The sequence below is a fragment of the Demequina sp. TMPB413 genome, assembly GCF_020447105.2.
Taxonomy (GTDB): Bacteria; Actinomycetota; Actinomycetes; order Actinomycetales; family Demequinaceae; genus Demequina.
On sequence record NZ_CP096184.1, the window covers coordinates 1688764 to 1712793 of the forward strand.

Here is a 24030-nt window from a genome sequence, read left to right on the forward strand (position 1 = left end):
CAACGCACGCATGCCGAATTACGCAACACAACTGTTGCGAATTGTTGACATGGGCCTTCGGCCCCCCGTAGCCTCAGCGAGTTAGGTAAGCCTTACTTACTCCTGGAGGTCGCGTGCTCGCCAACTACCTCATCGGCTTGAGAGAGGGCCTCGAGGCAGCGCTCGTTATCGGCATCCTGGTGGCGTACCTGGTCCGCACCCAACGCCGGGACCTGCTTGCCTCGGTGTGGACGGGCGTCGGCGTGGCCGTGGTCGTCTCGCTCGCCGCGGGGGCGGCGCTCACGCTCGGCCCCAACGGTCTCAGTTTCGAGGCGCAAGAGGTCATCGGCGGGTCGCTCAGCATCGTCGCGGTCGCGCTCATCACGTGGATGATCTTCTGGATGGGCAAGACCGCGCGCTTTCTCAAGCGTCACCTCGAGGATGGGGTCGAGAAGGCGATCGCTATGGGCAAGGGCGCCATCGTCACGATGGCACTGGTCGCAGTGGGCCGTGAAGGGCTCGAGACGGCCCTGTTCCTGTGGGCAGGTATCGAGGCGGCTGGCTCCACCACGGCGCCCATCACTGGCGCGGTTCTCGGTCTCCTGACTGCGGTCGCGCTCGGTGTGCTCATCTATCGCGGTGCGGTGCGCATCAACCTGCGGGTCTTCTTCCAGTGGACCGGGGTGTTTCTCATCATCGTTGCTGGTGGAGTCCTCGCTTACGGCATCCACGACCTCCAAGAGGCTCGCGTCTTGCCAGGCCTGAACACCCTCGCCTTTGACGTGAGTGACACGATCACGCCCGGCTCGGTCCTTGGGACCCTCCTCAAGGGCATCTTCAACTTCTCCCCGGCAACCACCGTTCTCGAGGCCACTGCGTGGATCCTGTACGTCGTCCCCACCATGTGGCTGTTCGTCCGCACCGCTTTTCGCGGCAGTCCCACACCTTCAGGCGCACCCCGCGCCACCAAGACCGCCGCACACGCGGCCTAATCCTTAAGGATCACCTCACCCCATGAACGCCCGCTTCGCTCTGCCCTCGCTCGTCCTCACGGGTGCCGTCGTCGCCCTCGCTGGCTGCGTCCCGAACGCGCCCAGTGGCGCCGACTCGGTGACCGTGACGGCCACAGACGACGGCTGCACCTTGTCCAGCTCCGAGGCTCCCGCTGGAACGCTGGTCTTCTCCGTTGAGAACGAGGGATCTGCCGCGACCGAGTTCTACCTGCTCGCATCGGACGGCTCGTCGATCGTCTCCGAGGTCGAGAACATCGGGCCGGGCCTGACCCGCGACCTCACCGTTCAGGTCGCTGCCGGCGGCTACTTCACGTCGTGCCGCGAGTCCGACAACGCCGACGCCGTGCCGGTCGCGTTTACCGTCACCGAGGCAGAGTCGGACGTCCCCGTCGACGAGGAACGCGAGGCGCTGCTGAACCAGGCCGCCCAGACCTACCGCGCGTATGTGCAACAGGAGGTCGCCGCGCTCGTGATCGCGACTGATGAGTTTGTCGCCGCGTACACCGCGGGTGACGACGACGCCGCCCGCGAGATCTACGCTCCAGCCCGCATTCACTGGGAGGCCATCGAGCCAGTCGCCGAGTCGTTCGGCGACCTCGACCCGAGCATGGACCTGCGCGAGGCAGACCTCGCGGAGGGCGAGCAGTGGACCGGCTGGCACGCGATGGAGAAGGACCTGTGGCCTCCGCTCGACTACGCCGCCCTGTCCGTCGACGAGCGCCAGGCGCTCGCCGACCAACTGGTCGCCGACACCGCCGAGCTGTCCGCCCGCGTGAACGCCGACGACTTCACCTTCGAGGCCTTCCAAATTGGCAACGGCGCCAAGGAACTGCTCGACGAGGTCGCCACTGGGAAGATCACGGGCGAGGAAGAAATCTGGTCCGGCACCGATCTGTGGGACTTCCGCGCCAACCTCGACGGGGCCTGGGAGGCCTACGTGGTGCTCAAGCCCGCCGCTGACCTTACCGACGCAACCCTCAGCACCGAGATCGAGGAGCGCTTCGCTGCGCTCGACGCCGAGTTGGCCCAGTACGGCTCGCTTGAGGACGGCTTCGCGAACTACTCCGAGTTGACCGATGACCAGGTGGTCGAACTGTCCCGCCTGGTGGAGGCGCTCAGCGAGTCCTTGTCGCACCTCACCGCCGCTGCGATCGGCTGATGAGCGAGCGTCATGGGGTCTCCCGCCGCGCCGTTCTCGGCGGGACCGGGGTGGCGGTCGGAGCGGCAGCCCTAGCGGGCGCCGGCTTCGCCACCGGCAGGGCAACGGCCTCGCCGATGCAGTTGCGCCACTACGACTTCCATGGCGACCACCAAAGCGGCATCGTCACGCCCCAGCAGGACCGGATGCATTTCGCGTCCTTCGACGTCATTACGGACGACCGCGACGCGCTGATCGGCCTGCTGCGCTCGTGGTCTGAGGCGGCCTCCGTGCTGATGACGGGCTCCGAGCTTGGCACCGGCATCGCGGGCGGTTCACCGCTGGCTCCTCCTGACGACACCGGTGACGCCACCGGCCTGCCTGCCTCTGGCCTCACCATTACCTTCGGCTTTGGGCCAGGCCTGTTCTCCAAGGACGGAGTCGACCGCTTCGGCATCGCCAACAAACGGCCTGCTCAGCTGATCGACTTGCCTCACTTCCCTGGCGACACGCTCGAGGAGCGACTCACCGGCGGCGACCTGTGCGTGCAGGCCTGCGCCGACGACCCGCAAGTCGCGATGCACACCATCCGCAACCTCTCGCGCCTCGCCTTTGGCATCGCCTCTGTGCGGTGGGCGCAACTCGGGTTCGGGCGCACGTCGTCAACGACTCGCGCCCAGGACACGCCCCGCAACCTGATGGGCTTCAAGGATGGCACCCGCAACCTCAAGGCCGAGGACTCCGACAACGTCAACCGGTGGCTGTGGGCCGAACGGGGCGATGGCCAGGACTGGATGGCGGGGGGCACCTACCTCGTCGCACGCAAACTGCGCATCCTTGCCGAGATTTGGGACCGCGCGTCGCTCGGTGAACAGGAGGCGCTCGTGGGGCGCACCAAGGGCTCGGGGGCACCGCTCTCTGGGGGCAACGAGTTCACAGAGCCCGACTTCACGCGGCCGGGTGCGGGAGGCGAGCCGCTAATTCGCTCGGACGCGCACGTCGCTCTCGCGCATCCCAGCGCAAATGCCGGCGCCATGATGTTGCGCCGCGGCTACAACTACACGGACGGTGCCGATGCCCTCGGCCGTCTCGACGCTGGCCTGTTCTTCCTTGCGTTTGTGCGCGATCCCGCGACCCAGTACGTACCGATGCAGACGGCGATCTCGTCGTCTGACGCCATGACGGTGGAGTACGTACGGGCCGTCGGCTCGGCAATCTTCGCGGTGCCACCAGGGGTCGCGGCCGGCTCCCCCCTCGGCAACAACGGCGCCTACATCGGCGAATCGCTGTTCGCCTAGCGCCTCAGCGCCGCACGGACTTCTCTGTCATCGAGTGAAGTCGGCGCGCCGCCTCGGCGATCGTGCCTGATAGCGACGGGTAGACGGTGAAGGCGGAGGAGACGTCGTCCACCGTGAGGTGGTGAGCGACCGCCAGGGTCAGGGGGAAGATGTGCTCTCCAGCGCGCGGCCCCACCACCACGGCGCCAAGAATCTGGCCAGTCACCGTGTGGCCGAAGATCTTCACGAATCCACTGTCGATGCCCAGCATCTTGGCGCGAGGATTGCGTGCCAAGTCCAGCTTTGACACCTCGAAGAAGATGCCGCGATCTGTGAGTTCCTGCTCTGTGGCCCCCACGGCCGCGATCTCTGGCAACGTAAAGACTGTCGAGGCGACCTCCCCCAACTCGATCGGAGTCACGGCGTCTCCCAGCGCGTGCGCCATCGCGATGCGGCCCTGGGTCGCCGCCACTGACGCGAGCGGGAGCACGCCGGTGCAGTCCCCCGCAGCGTAGACTCCGCGCGCGCTCGTGCGGGAGACCCGATCAACGGCGATGTAGCCCTTGGCGTCCACCTCGACACCCGCGCTCTCCAGGCCCACGTCTTCAGTGTTGGGAACCGAGCCGATCGCCATGAGGCAATGCGAGCCCTCGATCACGCGACCGTCGGTGAGCGACACCCGCACGCCGTCGGCGTTCGCCTCGACAGAAGCGGCGCGCGCCCCGCCCAGAACCGTCATGCCGCGCCTCGCGAACTCCTCCTGCACGTGCGCGGCAGCTTCAGGGTCCTGGGTCGCAAGTACGCGCTCCCCCGACGAGACCAGGGTGACCTGGGCGCCCAGCGTGAGGTAAGCGCCTGCGAACTCGGCACCGGTCACGCCTGAGCCGACCACGACGAGGTGTTCCGGCATGGTGTCGAGACCGTACAACTGCGTCCACGTGAGGATGCGCTCGCCGTCCGGCGGGGACGAAGGCAAGACGCGAGGCCGGGCACCGAGCGCGAGGAGGACAACGTCGGCCGTGTAGTCGACTCCATCGACGGCGACCGTCGACGGCGACCTCAAAGCGGCGGTGCCCGTCACAACTCGCACCCCTTCCCGCTCAAGCCGCGCGAGAATGTCGGCGCTTTGACGCGCGGCCAGCCGCGTGACCCGCTCATTGACCGCGCCAAGATCGACAGTGTGGTGCCCAGCGCCTGTCGTGTCATTGCCCTGAGCGTCACGGATGCCCAATTGCCCGGCGCGGTCGGCGATGGTGAGCCACTCGGCGGTGGCGATGACCGTCTTGGATGGCACCACGTCCGTCAACACGGCGTTCCCTCCAAGGCCCTGCCGCTCGACGAGGGTCACCTCCGCGCCGGCCGCCGCCGCGACTAAGGCGGCCTCGTAGCCGCCAGGACCTCCACCGACAATCACAACACTCACCATGGGACCATGGTCCCACTGTCTGTAACGAGCTCGCCAGGCGGGTGAGCGACCCTTCGAGACCAAGGCGTCCACCACGGCCGACCGCACCGTGCCCATGCGAGCGGGGAGATACGCTCGTGACATGTCTGCACACGCTCTCGCGGCCGAAGCCGCTGCCCTGCTCGCCGACCGCACCGGCGTCCCCTCCCACGACCTCGCGCTGATCCTCGGCTCCGGCTGGGGCGGCGCCGCCGAGTTGATCGGCGACGAGGTGGCGTCGGTCGAAGCATCGGACATTCCAGGGTTCACCGGCCACGCCGTTGCCGGCCATCACTCGACCTTCCGCTCGCTCCTCACGGCTGGCGGCAAGCGGGTGCTGGTGCTCGGCGCCCGCCAGCACTTTTACCAGTCGCGGGACGCGGCGACGGTGGCCCATGCGGTGCGCATGGCGGCAGCGGCTGGCTGCACGCAACTGGTGGTCACCAATGGCTGCGGCTCCACTCGACCGCACGTCGGCCCGGGCTCGGTGGTGCTCATCTCGGACCACCTCAACCTGACGGGCGCGACCCCGCTCGAGGGCGCCACCTTCGTGCCCATGGGAGATGCCTACTCGCCGCGACTCCGCGACCTCGCCCGCACCGTCGACCCTGACGTGATCGAGGGCGTCTACGCCCAGTTCACCGGCCCGCAGTACGAGACCCCTGCCGAGGTACGCATGGCCACCATTCTTGGCGCCGACCTGGTGGGCATGTCGACCGCTCTCGAAGTCATCGCCGCGCGCGAGGCGGGACTCGAGGTACTCGGACTGTCGCTCGTGACGAACCTTGGCGCAGGGATCGGCACCGAGGCCCTCAACCACCAAGAGGTCCTCGAAGCAGGCACGGCCGCCGCCCCGCGTATCTCTCGCCTCTTGGCGGACATTGTGGGGAAGATGTAGTTATGGACGTCTCCGACATCGACGACGCCGCGGTAGCGGCGACCACCTGGCTCAAGGACGACCCCGACCCCGCCACGCGTGCCGAACTCACGCAGGTGCTCGAAGCGGTCGCGGCAGGCGACGCCGACGCCGCGGCCGACTTGGCCGATCGCATGTCGGGTCTTCTCCAGTTCGGCACAGCGGGGCTGCGCGGGCGGCTCGGAGCCGGCCCCAATCGGATGAACCGTGCAGTCGTCATTCGCGCCGCCTCCGGACTGTGCTCTTACGTGACGGCGCAGCTTGGGCATCCCGGCACCGTCGTCGTCGGCTACGACGCCCGCCACGGCTCCGCCGAGTTTGCTCACGACACCGCCGCCGTGGCCGTCGCCGCCGGCCACAGGGCGCTACTGCTGCCCTCGCCTCTTCCCACACCCGTGCTGGCGTACGCGATCAAGGCGTTGGGTGCCGACGCCGGCGTCATGGTCACCGCGTCGCACAATCCAGCGTGGGACAACGGCTACAAGGTCTACTTGGGCGCGTCCATCACGCCGGAGGCGCCCGGCGCGCAGATCGTTCCCCCGCACGACGCCGGCATTGCCAAGTTGATCGAGGCGGTCGACGCGGTCGCAGGGGTGCAGCGGGCAACGTCCGGCTGGGAGGTGCTCTCGCCGAGTGTCGTGGACGACTATGCGGCCAAGGTCGCCGCACTCGTGCCCGCGCCGCAAGGGGACGTGGCGACGAGGCGCACGGAGCTCAAGGTGGTGCTGACACCCATCCACGGCGTCGGCGACGCGACGGTGCGCCAGGCGCTTGGCCTGGCGGGATTCACCGACCTCACATCGGTGCCAGAACAAGCTCAGCCGGACCCCGACTTCCCCACCGTGGCCTTCCCCAACCCTGAAGAGCCGGGCGCGATCGACCTCGCGCTCAAGCTTGCCACCACCATCGACGCCGACGTGGTGATCGCGAACGACCCCGACACCGATCGCTGTGCCGTGGCCACCGTCATCGATGGCGACTGGCGCATGCTGCATGGCGACGTAGTCGGCTCGCTCCTTGGCGAAAGGGTGGCCGCGGCCCACGCCGGGCAACCGCAGGCGACGCTCGCGAACTCCATCGTGTCCTCACAACAGTTGGCCGCCATTGCGAAGCGTCATGGCCTCGCCCACGCGAACACCCTCACGGGCTTCAAGTGGATCTCGCGTGCACCGCAGTTGTTGTACGGCTACGAGGAGGCACTCGGTTACTGTGTGGCGCCTGAGCTGGTGCTCGACAAGGACGGCGTCTCCACCGCGGTGCTCATGGCCGAGATGGTCTCGGAGCTCAAGGCTTCTGGCCGCACTCTCGCCGACGCGATCGACGACCTCGCCCGCCAGTACGGCGTCTATCTGTCGTCCCAGGTGTCCGCGCGCTTTGATGATGTCTCGCAGATCCCTGCGTTGATGAAGAAGCTGCTGGCGTCGCCCCCCGAGCAACTCGCCGGCTCGCCCGTCACGGGCACTGACGACATGAACCAGGGCTTCGCGGGGCTGCCGCCCACCAACGGTCTCCACCTCGCGGCTGAATCGGGCGCGCGCGTCATCATCAGGCCATCTGGTACCGAGCCGAAGGTCAAGGCCTACCTCGAGGTGATCGAGGTGGTGGACGCGGGAGACGTGCGCTCTGCTCGCGGTCGCGCGGCCGACGCCATGGCCGCCTTGCGCAAGGACGTCGAGGCCCTACTGGGCGCCTAGACACCCGCCACGGTGCGCGGGGCGTTGCCCCCGCCGCGGCCGACATCGCCGCACCCGTCAACCCGCAACCGTGCCCCCAACCCGTGCCCGCACCCGCCTTCGCACCCCCGTCAAGAACTCACTACTGGCCCGACACGGCCGCCGCTGAGTGAGCGGGGCTCACGCACCAAACGTCAGCCTGGTAGTGAGTTCTTGACGGCGGGCAGAATGACGCGGCGGGCAGGGCCGGACGCGGGCGCGCGGCCGACGCCATGGCCGCCTTGGCAAGGACGTCGAGGCCCTGCTCGGGGCTTAGTACCCGTTCAGGGGCCTAATAGGAGTCGCCGCCAGCGGCTTCCGACGCCTCAGCGCCGTCAAGGCCGTCGAGCACCGCGCGCGTGCCGCTGAGCCCCAAGCGCGAGGCCCCCGCCTCGACCATGGCAAGCGCAGCGTCGGCCGTGCGAATCCCGCCAGACGCCTTGACGCCGATGTCGGGGCCCACAGTCTCGCGCATGAGAGCGACAGCGTGAACGGAGGCGCCACCCGCAGGGTGGAACCCGGTGGACGTCTTCACGAAGTCAGCACCGGCGGCGACGGCCGCATTGCACGCACCCACAATGGCGTCGTCGGTGAGGGCCGCGGACTCAATGATGACCTTGAGCACTGCGCCGCGCGTGGTGGCGCGCACGGCCGCGATGTCGGCCTCGACGGCCGCGAAGTCGCCCGCGAGCGCAGCACCGATGTCGATCACCATGTCCACCTCGTGCGCACCGAGCACCACGGACTCACCCGCCTCCGCAGCCTTCACCGCTGAGGTGTGCTTGCCAGAGGGGAAGCCGCACACGGTCGCAATCAGCAGCCCGTCCGGCACCGACCCGGGAATGAGCGACGGCGAGACGCACACCGAGTAGACGCCCAACTCCGCGCCCTCGGCCACCAGAGCTGCAACGTCGGCCGGGGTTGCCTCGGGCTTGAGCAGAGTGTGGTCAACGAGCCGGGCCAGTTCCATACGCGAAAGAGTCATGGCACCAGCCTACGTCCGTTCAGCCTTCGAAACCCTCGACGATGCTGTCTGCCAGGTCGGCACGCTCGTGATACGGAAGGAACGCACCCCAGGCCGCCACCAAGGTGGCCTCGAACAGGTCCTCCTTGGTCCACCCGGCTCCCACGAGCGCCTCAAACTCTCCCGACATGGACACGCCGGAGACCAGGCGGTTGTCGGTGTTGATGGTGACCGCGAAGCCGAGGTCGCGCAGCTCATGCATCGGGTGGTCCTCGATGGACGTCGCCGCCGCGGTCTGCACGTTGGAGGTGGGGCTGCACTCGAGCGGAATCTGCTCGTCGAGAGCGTGCTGGGCGATCAGGCCAAACACCGGCTCCTCGTCCGTGCCAAAGTTCTCGATGTCCTCGTGAATGCGGACGCCGTGGCCCAAGCGTCGTGCGCTGCCAAGCCCCAGCGCCTCGCCAACGGAAGCCGCGCCGTCGGCCTCGCCAGCGTGAATGGTGACGGGCATGTGGTTTTCGCGCAGCAGTTGGAAGGCCTCGCGGTGCTTCGAGGGTGGGAAGCCGAACTCGGGTCCGGCAATGTCGAAGCCGACGCAGCATCGGCCGCGGTTGGCGATCGCCAGTTCCGCGATCTCGTAGGAGCGGTCGAGGTGACGCATGGCGTCGAGCAGGGCGGCGGCGCGAATACCGCGTCCCGCTTCCGCCGCCTCGGCGATGCCCTCTTCGATGCCTGATTGCACGGCTTCGACCACCTCTTGGAGGCTGAGACCGCCGGCGACGTGCTGCTCGGGCGCGTAGCGAAGTTCGGCGTAGACGACGCCGTCGTTCGCGAGGTCGACCACGGCCTCGCGCGCGATGCGGGTGAGGTTCTGGGCCGTCTGCATCACCGCGGTGGTGTGGGCGAACGCCTCGAGGTAGCGCACCAGGTCGCCAGAGTTGGCGTTCTCGACAAACAGCCGCTGCAGTTCGTCAGGGTCAGTCGAGGGCAGCTCGTGCCCGATCTCGCCTGCCAACTCGATGAGTGTCGACGGGCGCAGACCGCCATCGAGGTGGTCGTGCAGGAGGATCTTGGGCAGGGCGAGAATCTCTGGGGTGGTGAGCGTCATGGGTCAAGCGTACGGCGCTACTGCGGAACGGCTCCCCACAGGATCGACGCGAAGTACGCGAGACCCATCACGATGAACATCCCTGCGAGCGTCGCGGGGCTCGACTTCCCCGTCGACCGGTACATGCCAAACAGACCCACTGCCGTTGACATGCCCAAGACGCCGACGCCGGCGGCGCAAGCGAAGAAGTCCTGCGCGGTGACGCCTCCGTACGCCGCGCCGAGTATCAATAGGGAGCCGACGCTCGCGGCAACAGCCACCCCGACGGCAATGCCGCGCTCCCGATGCGTCCAGTTGTGCCACGCGAGGTACGCGACCTCGCCGCAACCAAGCGCCAGCGACACGCCCACGACGCCCAAGTGCCCCGAGTGCTCCAGCGATCTGTTGGATGCCCACGCGACCGCCAGCCATGCGATCGCTCCGGTGAGCACCACGGAGGCCGCGAGCCAGCCACGCGTGCTCTTGAGCCTTGCCTGGACCGTCTCCATCACGTCGGTGGCCGTCATCGCCCCTGCCCCGTCGCGGCGACGCCCGTGGCGGCGAGCCGGTGCGGGGGAATCCCCGTCCTTGGGGGTGTTGATTTGGTCACACCACGAGGTTACTGCTCTGCTGCGTCGTGCCCGTGCAGCGCCCGCCGTCATGCCTGAGGTAGCGCCAAGGTGTCAGGCCTGGAAGTGGCAGTCGTTCCCCGGCTCGAGCGCCGCTTGAACGCGCGCGGTCATGTCGGCCGACATGGGCGGCATCGCGGTCAGCGGGAACCACGCGGCCTCAGAATTCTCTCCGTCGGCCGGGCAAGGCTCACCGCTGACATAGCGAAAGCGAAAGGTGAGGTCCAGGTATTGCGAGCGGTCGCCGTTGGCGTATTGCATCGGCGGCAGGGAGCGCACCGCTTTGAGGGCCTCAGGCGCTGCGACGACGTCGGCCTCCTCCAGTGCCTCCCTTGCCGCGGCGGCGGCTGGCTGCTCGCCGGGATCGACGATGCCGGTGACGGGAGTCCAGGCTCCGTTGTCGGCGCGCTTGACCAGCAGCACCTCACGGTCTCCCGATGGCGTGTCCCGCAGCACCACGGCGGTCACCCCTGTGAGCCACAAGAGGTCGTGGCCGATCTTGGCGCGCAGGTCGAGGACAAAGTCCGGCGTGGGCATGACCCCACCCTAGAACCGCGCGCGGGCTACGCTCGCCGGTATGCACAAAGTCTTCGCCATGCCCGTTGCCAAGGTCTACCCGCTCTACGTCACCAAGGTGGAGCGCAAGGGACGCACTCAGGCGGAGTTGGACCAGGTCATCGAGTGGCTGACCGGCTTCGACGGCGCTGCCCTCGCCGGGCATCTGGAGGCGGGCACGACGTTCGAGGAGTTCTTCGCCGATGCCACGCTCAACCCGCGCGCCGCTGACATCACCGGCGTGATCTGCGGGGTGCGGGTCGAAGAGATTGACGATCCTCTCATGCAGAAGATCCGCTACCTCGACAAGCTGGTGGACGAGCTCGCGCGGGGCAAGGCCATGGAGAAGGTGCTGCGGGGGTAATCCGCCGCCACCTGCGTCGTCCGCCTGGGCCCTCGCCGGGGAAGGTTCCCGCGCCGTGACGCGTTGCCGACCCTTAAAGGGTAGGGAGGCATCGTGCAAAGTCCATCACGCACATCTGCCAAGAGACCGATCGAAGAGCGCGCGGCGGCCGAGGCGGGCGATTCCGTGGCCGAACACGTCGACCCCGCCGACGCCTCGCTCGCGCAGGGGCATCGGTTCACACAACTCGCCGCACTGGGGCTGGCCGGAGTGCTCGGCGGGGCGGTGCCGTTCCTGGTGTTGATGACCCTGGTGCAGGCGGAGTGGGAACCGCTGATCAGGCTCGACCTTGGCGTGGCGGCCAGGCTCAACGACTTCTTTAGCGACATCCCCTTTGCCGTGACGGTGCTCAAGTATGTGACGGAGGTGGGCGGCGGCGCGACCGCGGGCTTCATCCTGGGCATCGCCGTGGTGTTCATGCTGGTACGACGCCAGTTCCGGCTCGCCGCCTACCTTGCCTTCACGGCACTGGGGCTCGCGATCCTCACGCCGATCGCCAAGGAGTACGTGGGGCGCGTGCGTCCTGACGTTGCTCTCCCCCTCGCCGAACTTCCCAGCAATGCGTCCTTTCCTAGCGGCCACGCGATGTCGGCCACGGTGGTGTGGGGCGCTCTGACGCTGGTCGCACTGTCGGTGGTCAGGCCGTCCAGGCGCACCGCGCTCGCGCTCGCCGCCGTCTCGTTCATCATCCTCACCGGCTTCACTCGCCTTGCCCTCGGTGTGCATTTTGTGACCGACGTCATCGCGGGTTGGGCGCTTGGGGCCCTGTGGCTCGCCGCCATGACGGCGGCGTTCAGGCGGTGGTTGCGATACCGCCACGAACCCGTCGAGCCGGCGGGCCTGGGAGAACGGCCGACGCTAGGGCTACGGCTCGCTCCCACGCGGGAGGCAGTCCTGCCCCAAGGACGGCGCTCCGTGTGGCTTCTCGCGGGCACCTTCGTTGCGATTACGGCGGTCGTCACCGCAGCGGGACTCGCTGCCTTTGGTGGCTCCGGAGAGAACTCCGTCGAAGCATGGGACGTGAGCGTGACTCAGTGGGTCCTCGACCTCCAGACCCCTGCACTCGTCGATGCGGCTCACACGATCGGCAGCCTCTCCGGCACGTGGGGCATCGTGGCAGCGGTCATCGCCGGAGTGACGCTGAGCCTCGCCTACCGCGGGAGCTGGCGTCCGGCAGTGTTCGTGTTGGTCGTGGTCACCGGCGAGTTGGCGCTCTACGCGATCACGAGCCAAGTGGTCGGCCGTGCGCGCCCACTCGATACCGACTACACCTCAGGGCTGCCGCAAGGCGGAAGCTTCCCCTCGGGTCACGTCGCCGCTGCGGTCGCGGTGTACGGCGCGCTGTGCGCGCTCGCTATCAGGTACTTGCGGACCGCCTGGCGCTGGGCAACGCTCGTGCCGTTTGGCGCGATCGTGGGAGGGATCATGGTGGGGCGCATCATGCTGGGCGCCCACCACGTGCTCGACACGGTGGGCGGTCTCGTCCTGGGTGCGCTGTGGCTGCTCGCGGCGGCCCGGCTATTGCTTGTGGCTCCCCCGCAGCGCCCCACCTGATACCTGCGCATGTCACAGTGAGTGCCCTTGCTCCGTCTCCTTTGAAAGGCAAGTAAGAAGCACGGAGGAGCACCATGTCGCACATCAGCATTCTTGGAGGCACGGGGATGGCGGGCTCGGCTCTCGCCCGTGAAGCCGCGTTGCGCGGGCACACTGTCACGGTTGCGGCGCGCCATACGGGCGACATCGACGACGCTCGATTTGACGGAGCGACCCGAGTGCGCCTCGACATCACCACGGGACAGGGCGTCGCCGACGCCGTAGCTGGCGCCGACGTGGTGATCTACGCAGTCAATGCCACCAGCGCGCCGCGCCACGCGATGTGTGCAGGGCTCAGGACAACGCTCGATGCCGTCCGCAGTGCCCGGCCCCACACCTCCTCAGGCGGGCCGCTCGTCGTGCTGCCCTCCATCATCGGTTGCGAAGCCCTCCCAGGCGCCTACTACAAGGCGAAGGTGGAACAGGAGCGGATTCTCCGCGAGTGGGACGGCCGTAGCATGACGCTGCGCGTCGCACAGTTTCACCAGTTCGTCGACAAGTTGCTGACGGCTGCACGTCGCGTCGGCATCTCACCGCGCGCTCCGCTGCCACTTCAGCCGGTGGAGGCGGGCGCGGCGTCGCGGGCCATACTCGACGCGATCGAGTCTGGCTCGATGGACGAGATCATTCATATTGCTGGACCGGACTCGCTGATGCTCACCGCTGCGGCCAGGATGCACGCGAGTGCCCTCGGGTATAGCGCATTGCCGCTGCGGCTTCCGCTGCTGGGCATGGGCGCCGCCAAGGGCGGCGCGCTGACGCCCAGGCCTGGCGCCGCCACGCTGACAGGCACATCGTTCGTATCCTGGCTTGATGGGCGAGAGCGCAAGGAGGTTGAGCGGTGAACGAGCACTCCGTGAGCGTCAACCCCTCTGACATCTTCGAGACCGAGCGCCCACGGCTGGGCCGCCTCGCGTATTCAATCCTTGGCAGCGTGGCCGACGCCGACGATGCCGTGCAGGAGACGTGGTTGCGGTGGGCGCGCCAAGACCACGCGCGCATCGCCGACCCCCGTGCATGGCTCACCACCACCGCGTCGCGGGTCGCTCTCGACGAGTTGCGGACGGCACGTCGGCGGCGCGAAGACTACGTGGGTACCTGGCTACCGGAACCACGGGTCGAGCGGTGGGACGGCACCGCGGACGCCGCGATCGAGTCGGATGAGGTGACGACGGCGTTGCTGGTGGTGCTCGAGCAGTTGTCGCCGGTGGAGCGGGTCGCGTTCTTGTTGTGTGACGTGTTTGGGATGCCGTCTCAAGACGTCGCCGGGGTGGTGGGCAAGAACGCCGACGCTGTGCGTCAGGCGGCACGGCGCGGTCGCGGCCATGTGAGTGCGCGCGCACCGCGATACGAGTCCGACCCTGCCGCCCACATGGCTGTCGTATCGCGTTTCGCGGAGGCGTGCGAGGGCCGCAACCTCAAGGCGTTGGTGGAGACTCTTGCACCGGGCGTGACATTCCGTTCCGACGGGGGCGGCCTGGTGACGGCGACCCGCAAGCCGGTGACGGGCAAGGCGCGCGTGGGTGCCATGCTCGCTGGGTTCGGGGCCGCAGCATTGCGTAGGGGCCACGCGCTTGAGGTCACGCTCGCCCGCGTCGATGGGCGGGCGGGCGTCCTGTTCCGAGTAGGTCAAGAGATCAGCGTGTACTCCATCGAGACGCATGGCGGACGCATCACGGAGTTCAACGTGATGCGCAACCCCCAGAAGTTGCGCTCTGTCTATGCCGCGGGCGACGGGTGGTTTAGGGACATGGCCGGGTAAGACTCGTTCTTGCCGCGCCAACGGCGAGCGCCTCGTAGCGGTCATCGGCTTCGGCAAACGCGGCGTCGCGCGCGCTCCTGAGTACCCCGGTCCACTTGCCGTCGTCAAACCGGCGCAGCAAGCGCAACCCACGTTCCTTCTTCACCTGGCCGTGATAGCGCGGGTGGAAGCCCGACCCGCCACGTCATAGGTGTAGTCCGTGCCCACCCGCCCACCTGGACAAATCGCGCCCGTGGCAAACCCCTCGCGTCACGCGCGGTGATCGTGGTGCCGCCGTTCGGGCGAACCGTGTTCGGCATCTTGCCGCTCGCGCGCAGGACACCGAGATCACTGCCCAGTAGTTGGCCGCATTGGCGCGCCGTGGCTCGCAGCCTGGTTTCACGCGGACCATGTGGATTCCCGTGTCCGGTCACTGGACTCCCAAGCTTTCGTTGAACGTACGAATGTACTCCTCGTGAACCCCGCCAGGGGTGACTTCGAAGCACAGCGCCATTCCGCGCGAAGCCAGATTCTCAAGGAGGTCCACGTCAATGCGGAGATCTTGCGAGTTGCTCGGCACGTAGACCAGCAGGGACTTGGCGCCCCGAGAAGATGTCGCACGTTGCTCGCCTTCCAGCAGCGCGCCCACGGTGGCGCTCAACTCCTCGCCGGTTGGGACTTCAACGGGGTCGAAGTCAACATGGGTCGCCACGTAGCCCGGCGTCGATTCCTTTTCGATCAGACCGTGTTCCGTTCCGCTGTCGACCACCGTTACCGCCAACCCGTGCGGCCAACTAGCGGGTACCCCTTGCGGAGATCCCGTCTTCCCACCACCGAGGTGGACGAAGAATCCGATCTCGGCGGTGTAGTCAGGACCGACCCCGTCCGGATCGGGATGGATGCTGATGTTCAGAGCGACCTGAGCCTCTGCCAAGCAGGCAACCGTGCTTGGCCACATCGACAATGGCGGCAACCACGCATTTGCCCCCAACTCCACTTCCAACCAAACACCGCCGCGCCGCGCCCAATCAGGGCGACGCTCGGAACGCAAGGGCTCCACGCGGCTAGCAATCTCACCGTTCACTGCCTCGAATGCGCCGAGGTCTTCGCCAAAGTCCCACAGCCGACGCTCGGGTGTCGGCGCACCCGAAGACGCGCCGAGTCCGCGCAGATCACCGACGCCATCTGACGGCAACGCCAACGGAAACTCGACGAACATCGCATCAACCATTGAAGATCCCCAGCCCTAGTGGACGTAGTGCCCCACACCAACAAAGCGCCATCAACGCCACGGCGGACGCCACGGCGGACGCCACGGAACGTCCGCGCCCAATGAGGGCGTCCCTAGGTGTGAGATTGCGACGAAAGGAACTCCGCGAGGTCCTGGTGCTGGCGCCTCGGGACAAAGAAGGTCTCACCTGCGAGTCGCACGCGACCCGACAGAGTTCCTCGCCTGCCGATGACGAGCTCAGCTAGGTCTCCGTGCCTCCTCACTACACCGGGGTGGCCACTGCCGCGACGGGGCACCTCGGGCAGCCCGACCGAGACCCACTCCGTTTCCGTCATCCCGATCAATGACACCCGGCTGTGTCTCGACAGCCAGTGGTAGGAGCCGGGCAGTGCGAGCAACTCAAGTAGAAGGTGCGCCACCGAGAAGGCATGTGCTGTCACCGCCGCATTCGCGCGCGTGGCCGCGAATGCCGCGAGCACATTTGCGGTCGGCCAGTCACGGCCGCGGACGCGTCGTGCGAGCCTTTCGGAGACTCGGGTAGCCATATCCGTCCCTTCGGTCATGTCACCGATCAAGGCAACGATCCCCATTTGTCTAGCCAGCTAGTGCGGTCATCGATGAAGCCTCCGAAGGGAATGGTCCCGAAGACCAGATGCTTGGTGTTGCCCCGACTGCCGGTGTCCTCGGTGCACTCAGTGCCGATCCCCTCGACCAGTTGACTCGCACCTCGGGCGTCCTTGAGCACTCCAGTTACAGTCTCGTACGCACCTACCACGTCCGTAGGGACACCAATGATTGCACCCACACCCGTGAGCGACACCGACCATCATCGGCCCGTGTCACCTCACTAGACGGTGTGGACTGCACCGGCACACCCGACGACATGGACGAAATCGTCGACAACCGTGCCGCCGCATGTGCGGCTTGGCTCAACTCAGTCAGGAACCTTCGCAGAAGGCGTCGACGGCGGCTTTGGCTTCAGTAGCGGAGACAGCGACGGGTGCCGCATCGTGTTCGATTCGATCTCCGATCACCAACCAGTCACCGGGACCAGCAGGCAGCAGCATCTCAAGGTCCACTCCCGCTGACCGGGTCGTCGTACTTGCCCAGACCGAGTCGACGTCGTCGACGCCCGACGCCGTGCCGACAGGCCAGGTCTCACTCACCGGCCACGGCACATCGAGACGGTCCGAGGCGATGGTTTCGTCGTCCACCACGAAGCTTTCGACGGTCGCACTCGCATTCTGTTCGGGCGCGGGGCCGTAGCGCATCACCACATAGTCACCGCCAGCGTGAGCTCCCACTCCCACGGACTGCACACGTTCGCCGCGACACACCGGAAATGACACCGTGAGTTCGCCGGATGCGTCGCGATGAAGGGACATAGGCATCGGATCATCAATCGGCACCGAGGGCAAGCACGCTGATAGAAGCAGGAGCCCTACGCCCACTACAACGGCGTTTCGCCACGCTGATCGTCCTGGCAATGTTGCTATACGCACTCTTCGTAACCGCCGTCCTGATATCCAGCTGACCACTCGACACCATTGCATTTGAACAGCTTTCCAACGTTCCGCGCTGTACCCATGGGATCCTGTCGAATCACCAGGTCCAGCGCTGTGTTGTTGATACCGCTCGCCAGGACTAGTACTCCCACGCCTGGCGACCCAATGAATGCTTCAATGTCGCCGTGCTTCGCTTCGTGTCTTATCGTGGATCTGTTCTGCTCCCGGTCCTTCTTCTCAAGTTCCGCCTTACTCCAGGGCGTGACGAACACCGCGCCATACATGGTTCCTCCGGAGTCGGGTACGTATCCGGCATCGGCTCCGTAGCAGACCCAGAACTTTTCGGTCGACTCCCACTCGCACTCGGCACCTGATCGGACAGCCACATTCATCGCGGCCTCAGCGGGAATCGCGCTTACTGGATTCTTGATATTCATGAAGTAGCGGACTTCCCTCCATGTCTCGCGCAACTCGTCCTTGGCATGGTTCGCGAATCCAAGCATCAGATTGATGTTGCGCCCGGTGTCGGGCCAGAAGAACCCGCCTGATACCTCGCAGGCAACGGTCCCCAGGAGGTCGCTGACGGACCCCCAACTCGTCAGACTCTTGACGGTGTTCGAGATCGAGTTGATCGCGCTGTCAAATGGGTTGGGCATTGACCACAACCCCAACGGGTCCACCAGTTGCAACGGGTTGCCCGACGCATACGCATACGGGCTACCCGTGGCCGACAGGGCCGGGTCGACACTGAGGAACGATGCCGTCACCGGGTCATAGAACCGTGCCCGCAGATAGTAGAGACCGGTGTCGTCCAGGTACTCGCCCGCGAACAAGAACCGGGTGATCCCGGCACCATCACCGGCGGCTCCCCCGGTGGCCGTGAGCGTCTCACCAAACACCGAGTAGTCCCACGAACCCACCTGAGCGCCCGACACATCAGTCGCCGACCTCGTCGACCCAATCAGATCACCATGCAGGAACACCACCTCACCTGTGGTGGTGTCGACCTGTGCCACAGGGGCCGTGCCAAGCCCGTAGATGTACTCGTGCGTCGAGTCCGACAACAGCAACGGCACACCAGCCAACGTGTCCCACGTGAAAGCTTCGGTCGACGTGTCCCCACCCACCGTCGTCGCGGCACCCACACGCAGACCACCGGAATAGCTGTAGTCCGTGACGGAACCCGTGACCGTGTCCGCGAGACCCGTCATGCGACCCACCTGATCCCAACCAAACGACGTCGAATCCCCCGACGCCGTCGTTGTCGAGGTCCTGCGTCCCAAGCCGTCCGACGCATACGCCGTCACCTCAGCGCCGACCGTGCGTGACGTGAGCGACCCATCCGCACCCCACGCCAACAACGCACCATCATCAGCCCGCATCACCTCGCTAGACGGTGTGTACTGCACCGGCACACCCGAACTCATGGACGAAATCGTCGACAACCGTGCCGCCGCATCCCACGTCACATCCTCCGAGACCGCCACCCCACCGTCACGTGCCGTCGTGCGCGAAGACATCAAACTGCCAGGCGTATACGCATACCCCAACTCCAACACCGCACCCGCGGACCCCGTGACCGAGATATCCGTCGCACGCCCCGCCAAATCGTAGGTGTAGTCCGTGGCCACCCCATTGGGATACGTGACAGCGTCCACCAAACCATCGGCCGTCCACACCACCCCAAACGCACCCACACCATCAGACTCGAACCCGGTCACCCGGCCGGCAGCGTCATACGTGCGCTCCACCACCCGACCACCCGGATACGTCACCGACGCCACATTGCCCGCCGCGTTGTACGCATAGCCCACGTCGCCCGTCGGGCCTTCGATGGCGGTGACCCTGCCCAACACGTCATACGTGTAGTCCGTCTGACCGGCACCATCCGTCGCAGACGTGACCCTGCCCAGAGCGTCATAGACCATCGCACTGGGTGCCAAACCACTCGAATACGTGACACCCGTGGCAAGCCCCCGCACGTCATACGAGGTCGTGGTGGTCTCCCCCGCCGCGTCCGTCGTCACCACCGGGAAGCCATCCACATACGTCGCCGAGGTAGTCCGCCCCGCAAAATCTACCGACGAGACCACGTTGCCATCAGCGTCATACGCATACGTGGTGACCCGCCCGTTCACGTCCGTCGAACTCGTCACCTGACCCGCAGCGTCGTAAACGTAACCCTCCGTCGCCCCATCACTGCGCCGGGTCTGCACCACCCTGCCAGCAGCGTCATACGTGGTCATCGTGGTGCGACCATCGGGATCCGTCACCGACGTCACCCTGCCCAACAGGTCGTACGCCATCGTGGTGATCCCGCCAGCCGGGTCTGTCACCTTCTTGACGTTGCCTCCCGCGTCATACGCATACGTGGTCACCCTGCCCTCAGGCGAGGTTTCCGTGAGGAGCTGACCGGCCGCGTCGTACGTGTAGCTGGTCGCATTACCCAACGCATCGATCGACTGCGTGGGCCTTCCCGCCGCGTCGTAAACAGTGCTCACCGTCGACCCATCGGGCGCGGTGACCGCCGTGACCCTGCCCACGCCGTCGTACGCGAAGCTGGTCGTGGCGCCCGATGCATCCGTGGAGGTCAGGATCTGGCCCGCCGCGTCATACGTGAGGGTGGTCGCATGGCCGAGCGCGTCCGTGGTGGACGTGGTGCGGCCCGCGTTGTCGTACGAGTACGACATCGAGTTACCCAACGGATCAGTGGCCGACGTTCGCAGCCCCAACGCGTTGTAGGCGTACGTCGAGCGGTAGTCGTCACGACTGTCACCCGGTTGCGTGCCGCGCGGGTCCACCGTCGCGGTCACGAGCCCCAGAGCGTCGTACTCGATCTCGGTGCGCACGCCGCCTGGCGAGACTTGGGCGATCGGCCTGCCGTGAGCGTCGTGCTCGACGGTGCTGGTGCGGCCGAGCGCGTCGGTCACCGCGATGACCTGACCCTTCTCATTGAGCGTATTGACCGTGCGGTTGCCCAGGGCGTCGGTCACGGCGACAGGGTTGCCCTTGGCGTCGTTCTCGAACGTGGTGACCTGGTTGAGCGCGTTGGTCACGGTGACCAGGTGGCCGTTCTCGTCATACGCGAACTTGGTCATGGCGCCCAGGGTGTTGATGATCCACACCCTGTTGCCGCGCGCATCGTACGAGTAGTACGCGACCCTTCCGAGGGCGTCGGTCATGCTCGCCACCTGGTTGCTGCTCGTGTAGGTGTAGGACACCGTGGCCTCGGCAGGAGTTCCCGCGGCCGACGTCATGGACGTCAGTTGGCCGTTCGAGTAGCGCTCGATCGTGACGACGCCCAGGTTGTCGGTGACGCGGGTCTCGCCCGCGAGGTACTCGAAGTTGGTTGACCTCCCAATGGGGTCCACCTGCTCGATCACCCTGCCATCTGCGTCGTACGTGTTGGTGGTGACCGCGCCGCCTGGCTTGGTCATCGAGACCACCCGGTGGTTGGCGTCATACGCATAGGTGGACACCGTGCCGCCGAAGCCGTTCACGGAGGTCAGGTCACCCGCGGCGTCGTAGGTGTAGGTGGCCTCGCGGCCCGTGCTGTCCTCGACGCGCGTGACCCTGCCGTTCGCGTAGGTCACGGTGAGCGCGCGGCCGTCGTCTGCGGTAAGGCCCGTCACCTGCCCGCTGGCGTTGACCGTGACGTCCATCCCGTTGCCGTTGTTGTCCTCGATGCGCGTGAGCGCGCCCTGGGGCGTGAAGAGGAATACCTCGTTGCCGCCACGCACGTAGCGGTAGCCGTCGACGGGATCGTAGGTGAGCGTGGCGAAGACCCTGTCGGGGGCTTCGAAGGTGCCGTCTTCCGTGCGGATGAACCTGGTGAGCGACCCGTTCTCTTGCACCACGTTGACGGCTTGCGCCAAGGCGAGCGGATCGGTGTCCGCCGACTCCACTGCCATGCCCACGCTGGCGGTCCACCCGTATCCGAAGGCACCGGGCGTCCCCGCGCGCTGCGCGGAATACGTCCGCGTCCAACTCACGTTGGGGCCGACTCCTGGAAGGCCGATGTCGGTGGTGGTTTCAAAAAACTCACCCGATTGCGTGTTCACTGGATCAGCGCGGCACGTGCTTGCGCACGCCTCGGCAGGGTTGGCTCCGCCGAAGACCTCCCCCGCGATCACTGCGCCACCGCCCGCTTGAGCGGTGATGGCGTTGCTCTTGGCTTGCTGGTCGACCCAGGGATTGCCGATGCCCGCGACGTAGGCGATCACGCGGTGCGGGTTGCCTTCGGGGAAGTTCGTTGAGCCGGTGCACGTAGTCCCCGACGTGCAAATGGCGATGCTTCTACTGGCCGTGACGTCGTAGATGTACGTGCGGTAGTTGCTATTGGTGTAGCCGATGTTCTGGTTGGTCGTCGCCCTGAAGGTCGTCTTGACCATGCCGTTGGAGTCGGGGGTCGCCTCCGAGACAGTATCCAGCGAGACCTGCCACGCTTGGCGCGCGACGTTCACACTGTTGGTTGCGACTTGCCGGTCGACCTCATGGCCGTCGGGTCGGGAGGCGACAAACGCTCGGTACGAGCGCGGATCGCCTGTGTAGAACTTGGTGGTGAGGGAACAGGATGTGCCTGTGGTGCACTCCTTGACCACCTCGCCAGTGCCGATGTCGACGATGTACAGCGAGTAGAAGCCACCGGTATTGGCCACGTTCTGGTCGGCGGTGGCTTTCAGCGTGTATGACTGGCCCGCGGCGAAAACACTCCTGTCGACGGTCAGGGTGGCGCTCCACGGCTTGCGCGCTACGGTCACGGGGTTGGAAGTCGCCTGGACGTCGGTCTCGTAGTTGCCGACGGCCGACACGTAGGCCACGTATTGGTGCGGATCTCCGGTGTAGAAGCGGGTATCCAACGAGCACCGGTACTCGCCGTACGAAACCGACACGTCATCGCAAGTCTTCACCACTGCACCCGACGTCACATCAACGATGTGGACCGCGTACGCGCCACCCGTATTGCCCACATCCTGATTCACCACCGCCTTCAACAGATACGTCTGACCCGCAGAAAACACATCACGCGACGACGTCAGCGACACCGTCCATGGAAGCCTCGACACCGTTACAGGGGCAGACTGGGCCTGAACATCCACTGTCTGGTCAGCAACGTCAGACACATAGGCGACATACTGGTGCGGATCGCCCGTGTAGAAAACCGTGTCCACCGAACACCGGTACTCGCTGTACGAAACCGACACGTCATCGCAAGTCTTCACCACTGCACCCGACGTCACATCAACGATGTGGACCGCGTACGCGCCACCCGTATTGCCCACATCCTGATTCACCACCGCCTTCAACAGATACGTCTGACCCGCAGGAAACAAATCACGCGACGTCGATAACGACACCGTCCAAACCACCCGCGAGACCGATACCGGCGCAGATTCGGCCTGAACATCCGACTCGTAGTCGCCCCCTGCCGACACGTAGGCCACGTATTGGTGCGGATCTCCGGTGTAGAAGCGGGTATCCAACGAGCACCGGTACTCGCCGTACGAAACCGACACGTCATCGCAAGTCTTCACCACTGCACCCGACGTCACATCAACGATGTGGACCGCGTACGCGCCACCCGTGTTGCCCACATCCTGATTCACCACCGCTTCCAACTTGTACGTGCTTCCCGCACTGAAGACATCCTTCGACGATGTCAAAGACACCAACCACGGAAGCCTTGACACCGTTACAGGGGCAGACTGGGCCTGCACATCGACAGCCGGATCAGTCACATCGGACACATAGGCGACGTACTGGTGCGGGTCGCCCGTGTAGAAAACCGTGTCCACCGAACACCGGTACTCGCTGTACGAAACCGACACGTCATCGCAAGTCTTCACCACTGCACCCGACGTCACATCAACGATGTGGACCGCATACGCGCCACCCGTATTGCCCACATCCTGATTCACCACCGCCGACAACGTGAAAGCGGCGCCAGCCAAGAATGTCCCGCCCGACGACTGCACACTCGAAGTCAACTCGACCGACCACGGCTGACGCGCCTCCGTCACTGCAGCCGACTGCGCCTGCACATCGACAGCCGGATCAGTCACATCGGAAACATAGGCGACGTACTGGTGCGGGTCACCCGTGTAGAAAACCGTGTCCACCGAACACCGGTACTCCCCTTGGGTGACGCCCGTACTCGTGCAGGTCTTCACGACCGCGCCGGTGGCTACGTCCACAAGGTGGACCGCGTACGCACCACCAGTGTTTGCGATGTTCTGATTCACCACCGCTTTCAATGTGAACGCCTGCCCCGCAGCAAAAACATCCCTCGACGACGTCAACGACACCTCCCACGGTGCACGCGCAACAGTCACCGGGGCCGACTCAACGTCCTGAACAGCGGCCACGTACTCACGAGGCCCGCCGGTCAAGAAGGACACACTCGCTACACACGTCGTGCCAGCGACACAACTCTTCACAACCGACCCGTCGGCGTTGTCGAGGATGTCGATCGTGGCCCCGATCTGCTCCACCGGGACGGTCGACGTCGCGGTCAGTGTGGCTGAACCACCCGCCGGAAACTCTGGGCTGGAGGTCTCAAGCCCGACTACAAGCGGATCTTCCACCAACGGATTCGCAAGAGGAGGCGTCTCCTCCGCCCGCGCCACGAACGCCTCTTCCGGCGCCGGCGGCAGAATCGTCAGCACGATGGCAAGAATCAGCGCGAATGAAACAGAGACACGGAGTCTGACGGCTCCACCGATCGTGGTCACTTTCCCCCCTACAGACTCGCGAAGCTGACCGTCGCGATGTCAGCGTCAGGCTAGCGGAGGAGTCGCTGGCGCGCCACAGGAAACGCCGCAAGCTTTCGCCGCACCTCGCGCG

Annotated in this window: 17 protein-coding genes; 9 read left to right on the plus strand and 8 right to left on the minus strand. The window is 66.1% G+C overall.

Features of this window, described 5'->3' with window-relative positions:
- Positions 1-113: 113 nt before the first annotated feature.
- From efeU to efeB, 3 genes are read left to right on the plus strand one after another with little or no spacing between them, the layout of a single operon-like run.
- Positions 114-971 (plus strand): iron uptake transporter permease EfeU, encoded by an 858-nt coding sequence (gene efeU, locus LGT36_RS08185; protein WP_226095309.1) that lies wholly within the window; start codon positions 114-116, stop codon positions 969-971.
- Positions 972-993: 22 nt separating this feature from the next.
- A complete protein-coding gene (efeO, locus tag LGT36_RS08190) occupies positions 994-2151 on the plus strand; it encodes an iron uptake system protein EfeO (RefSeq protein ID WP_226095308.1) in 1158 nt (385 codons plus the stop codon).
- Positions 2151-3428 (plus strand): iron uptake transporter deferrochelatase/peroxidase subunit, encoded by a 1278-nt coding sequence (gene efeB / locus LGT36_RS08195; RefSeq protein ID WP_226095307.1) that lies wholly within the window; start codon positions 2151-2153, stop codon positions 3426-3428. Before efeO ends, efeB begins: the two co-directional genes overlap by 1 nt.
- Positions 3429-3432: 4 nt before the next feature.
- Here the strand turns inward: efeB and LGT36_RS08200 are convergent, their stop codons facing one another.
- A complete protein-coding gene (locus LGT36_RS08200) occupies positions 3433-4833 on the minus strand; it encodes an NAD(P)H-quinone dehydrogenase (protein WP_226095306.1) in 1401 nt (466 codons plus the stop codon).
- Positions 4834-4954: 121 nt separating this feature from the next.
- Here LGT36_RS08200 and LGT36_RS08205 point away from each other — a divergent pair, with 121 nt between their 5' ends.
- Together LGT36_RS08205 and LGT36_RS08210 are read left to right on the plus strand one after the other, a co-directional pair.
- Positions 4955-5749 (plus strand): purine-nucleoside phosphorylase, encoded by a 795-nt coding sequence (locus tag LGT36_RS08205; RefSeq protein ID WP_226095305.1) that lies wholly within the window; start codon positions 4955-4957, stop codon positions 5747-5749.
- Positions 5750-5751: 2 nt separating this feature from the next.
- A complete protein-coding gene (locus LGT36_RS08210; protein WP_226264432.1) occupies positions 5752-7461 on the plus strand; it encodes a phospho-sugar mutase in 1710 nt (569 codons plus the stop codon).
- Positions 7462-7771: 310 nt separating this feature from the next.
- Here the strand turns inward: LGT36_RS08210 and deoC are convergent, their stop codons facing one another.
- From deoC to LGT36_RS08230, 4 genes are all read right to left on the minus strand, one after another.
- Positions 7772-8464, minus strand: coding sequence for a deoxyribose-phosphate aldolase (gene deoC / locus LGT36_RS08215; protein WP_226264465.1), 693 nt, complete (start codon positions 8462-8464; stop codon positions 7772-7774).
- Positions 8465-8483: 19 nt separating this feature from the next.
- The gene (locus LGT36_RS08220; protein WP_226095914.1) at positions 8484-9551 is read right to left on the minus strand and encodes an adenosine deaminase; all 1068 of its coding nucleotides are present in this window, start codon (positions 9549-9551) and stop codon (positions 8484-8486) included.
- 17 nt (positions 9552-9568) lie between these two features.
- Positions 9569-10057, minus strand: a complete 489-nt coding sequence (locus LGT36_RS08225; protein WP_226095913.1) for a hypothetical protein — start codon at positions 10055-10057, stop codon at positions 9569-9571.
- Positions 10058-10213: 156 nt separating this feature from the next.
- Positions 10214-10696, minus strand: coding sequence for an NUDIX domain-containing protein (locus tag LGT36_RS08230; RefSeq protein ID WP_226095912.1), 483 nt, complete (start codon positions 10694-10696; stop codon positions 10214-10216).
- 40 nt (positions 10697-10736) lie between these two features.
- On the opposite strand from LGT36_RS08230, the gene LGT36_RS08235 reads away from it, so the two are divergent.
- From LGT36_RS08235 to sigJ, 4 genes are all read left to right on the plus strand, one after another.
- On the plus strand, positions 10737-11078 hold the full coding sequence (locus tag LGT36_RS08235; RefSeq protein WP_226095911.1) for a DUF2200 domain-containing protein: 342 nt from the start codon (positions 10737-10739) through the stop codon (positions 11076-11078).
- 93 nt (positions 11079-11171) lie between these two features.
- Complete coding sequence (locus LGT36_RS08240; protein ID WP_226095910.1) at positions 11172-12671, plus strand: phosphatase PAP2 family protein; 1500 nt, start codon at positions 11172-11174, stop codon at positions 12669-12671.
- Positions 12672-12745: 74 nt separating this feature from the next.
- The gene (locus tag LGT36_RS08245; RefSeq protein ID WP_226095909.1) at positions 12746-13555 is read left to right on the plus strand and encodes an SDR family oxidoreductase; all 810 of its coding nucleotides are present in this window, start codon (positions 12746-12748) and stop codon (positions 13553-13555) included.
- A complete protein-coding gene (gene sigJ / locus LGT36_RS08250; protein WP_226095908.1) occupies positions 13552-14472 on the plus strand; it encodes an RNA polymerase sigma factor SigJ in 921 nt (306 codons plus the stop codon). The genes LGT36_RS08245 and sigJ overlap by 4 nt, the downstream gene beginning before the upstream one ends.
- 409 nt (positions 14473-14881) lie before the next feature.
- Here the strand turns inward: sigJ and LGT36_RS08255 are convergent, their stop codons facing one another.
- The 3 genes from LGT36_RS08255 to LGT36_RS08265 form a co-directional block, all read right to left on the minus strand.
- Positions 14882-15682: a hypothetical protein gene (locus LGT36_RS08255; protein WP_226095907.1), complete on the minus strand. Its 801-nt coding sequence runs from the start codon at positions 15680-15682 to the stop codon at positions 14882-14884.
- Between the two features lie 938 nt (positions 15683-16620).
- Positions 16621-17073, minus strand: coding sequence for a hypothetical protein (locus tag LGT36_RS08260; RefSeq protein WP_226095905.1), 453 nt, complete (start codon positions 17071-17073; stop codon positions 16621-16623).
- A gap of 101 nt (positions 17074-17174) precedes the next feature.
- The gene (locus LGT36_RS08265) at positions 17175-23918 is read right to left on the minus strand and encodes an RHS repeat-associated core domain-containing protein (protein WP_248642046.1); all 6744 of its coding nucleotides are present in this window, start codon (positions 23916-23918) and stop codon (positions 17175-17177) included.
- Between the last annotated feature and the right edge of the window lie 112 nt (positions 23919-24030).

Excerpts from the sequence above, each read along its gene's own strand:
- efeO (WP_226095308.1), top strand. The coding sequence starts at position 994 with ATGAACGCCCGCTTCGCTCTGCCCTCGCTCGTCCTCACGGGTGCCGTC.
- efeB (WP_226095307.1), top strand. The coding sequence starts at position 2,151 with ATGAGCGAGCGTCATGGGGTCTCCCGCCGCGCCGTTCTCGGCGGGACC.
- LGT36_RS08200 (WP_226095306.1), bottom strand. The coding sequence starts at position 4,833 with ATGGTGAGTGTTGTGATTGTCGGTGGAGGTCCTGGCGGCTACGAGGCC.
- LGT36_RS08205 (WP_226095305.1), top strand. The coding sequence starts at position 4,955 with ATGTCTGCACACGCTCTCGCGGCCGAAGCCGCTGCCCTGCTCGCCGAC.
- LGT36_RS08210 (WP_226264432.1), top strand. The coding sequence starts at position 5,752 with ATGGACGTCTCCGACATCGACGACGCCGCGGTAGCGGCGACCACCTGG.
- deoC (WP_226264465.1), bottom strand. The coding sequence starts at position 8,464 with ATGACTCTTTCGCGTATGGAACTGGCCCGGCTCGTTGACCACACTCTG.
- LGT36_RS08220 (WP_226095914.1), bottom strand. The coding sequence starts at position 9,551 with ATGACGCTCACCACCCCAGAGATTCTCGCCCTGCCCAAGATCCTCCTG.
- LGT36_RS08225 (WP_226095913.1), bottom strand. The coding sequence starts at position 10,057 with ATGACGGCCACCGACGTGATGGAGACGGTCCAGGCAAGGCTCAAGAGC.
- LGT36_RS08230 (WP_226095912.1), bottom strand. The coding sequence starts at position 10,696 with ATGCCCACGCCGGACTTTGTCCTCGACCTGCGCGCCAAGATCGGCCAC.
- LGT36_RS08235 (WP_226095911.1), top strand. The coding sequence starts at position 10,737 with ATGCACAAAGTCTTCGCCATGCCCGTTGCCAAGGTCTACCCGCTCTAC.
- LGT36_RS08245 (WP_226095909.1), top strand. The coding sequence starts at position 12,746 with ATGTCGCACATCAGCATTCTTGGAGGCACGGGGATGGCGGGCTCGGCT.
- LGT36_RS08255 (WP_226095907.1), bottom strand. The coding sequence starts at position 15,682 with ATGGTTGATGCGATGTTCGTCGAGTTTCCGTTGGCGTTGCCGTCAGAT.
- LGT36_RS08260 (WP_226095905.1), bottom strand. The coding sequence starts at position 17,073 with ATGCCTATGTCCCTTCATCGCGACGCATCCGGCGAACTCACGGTGTCA.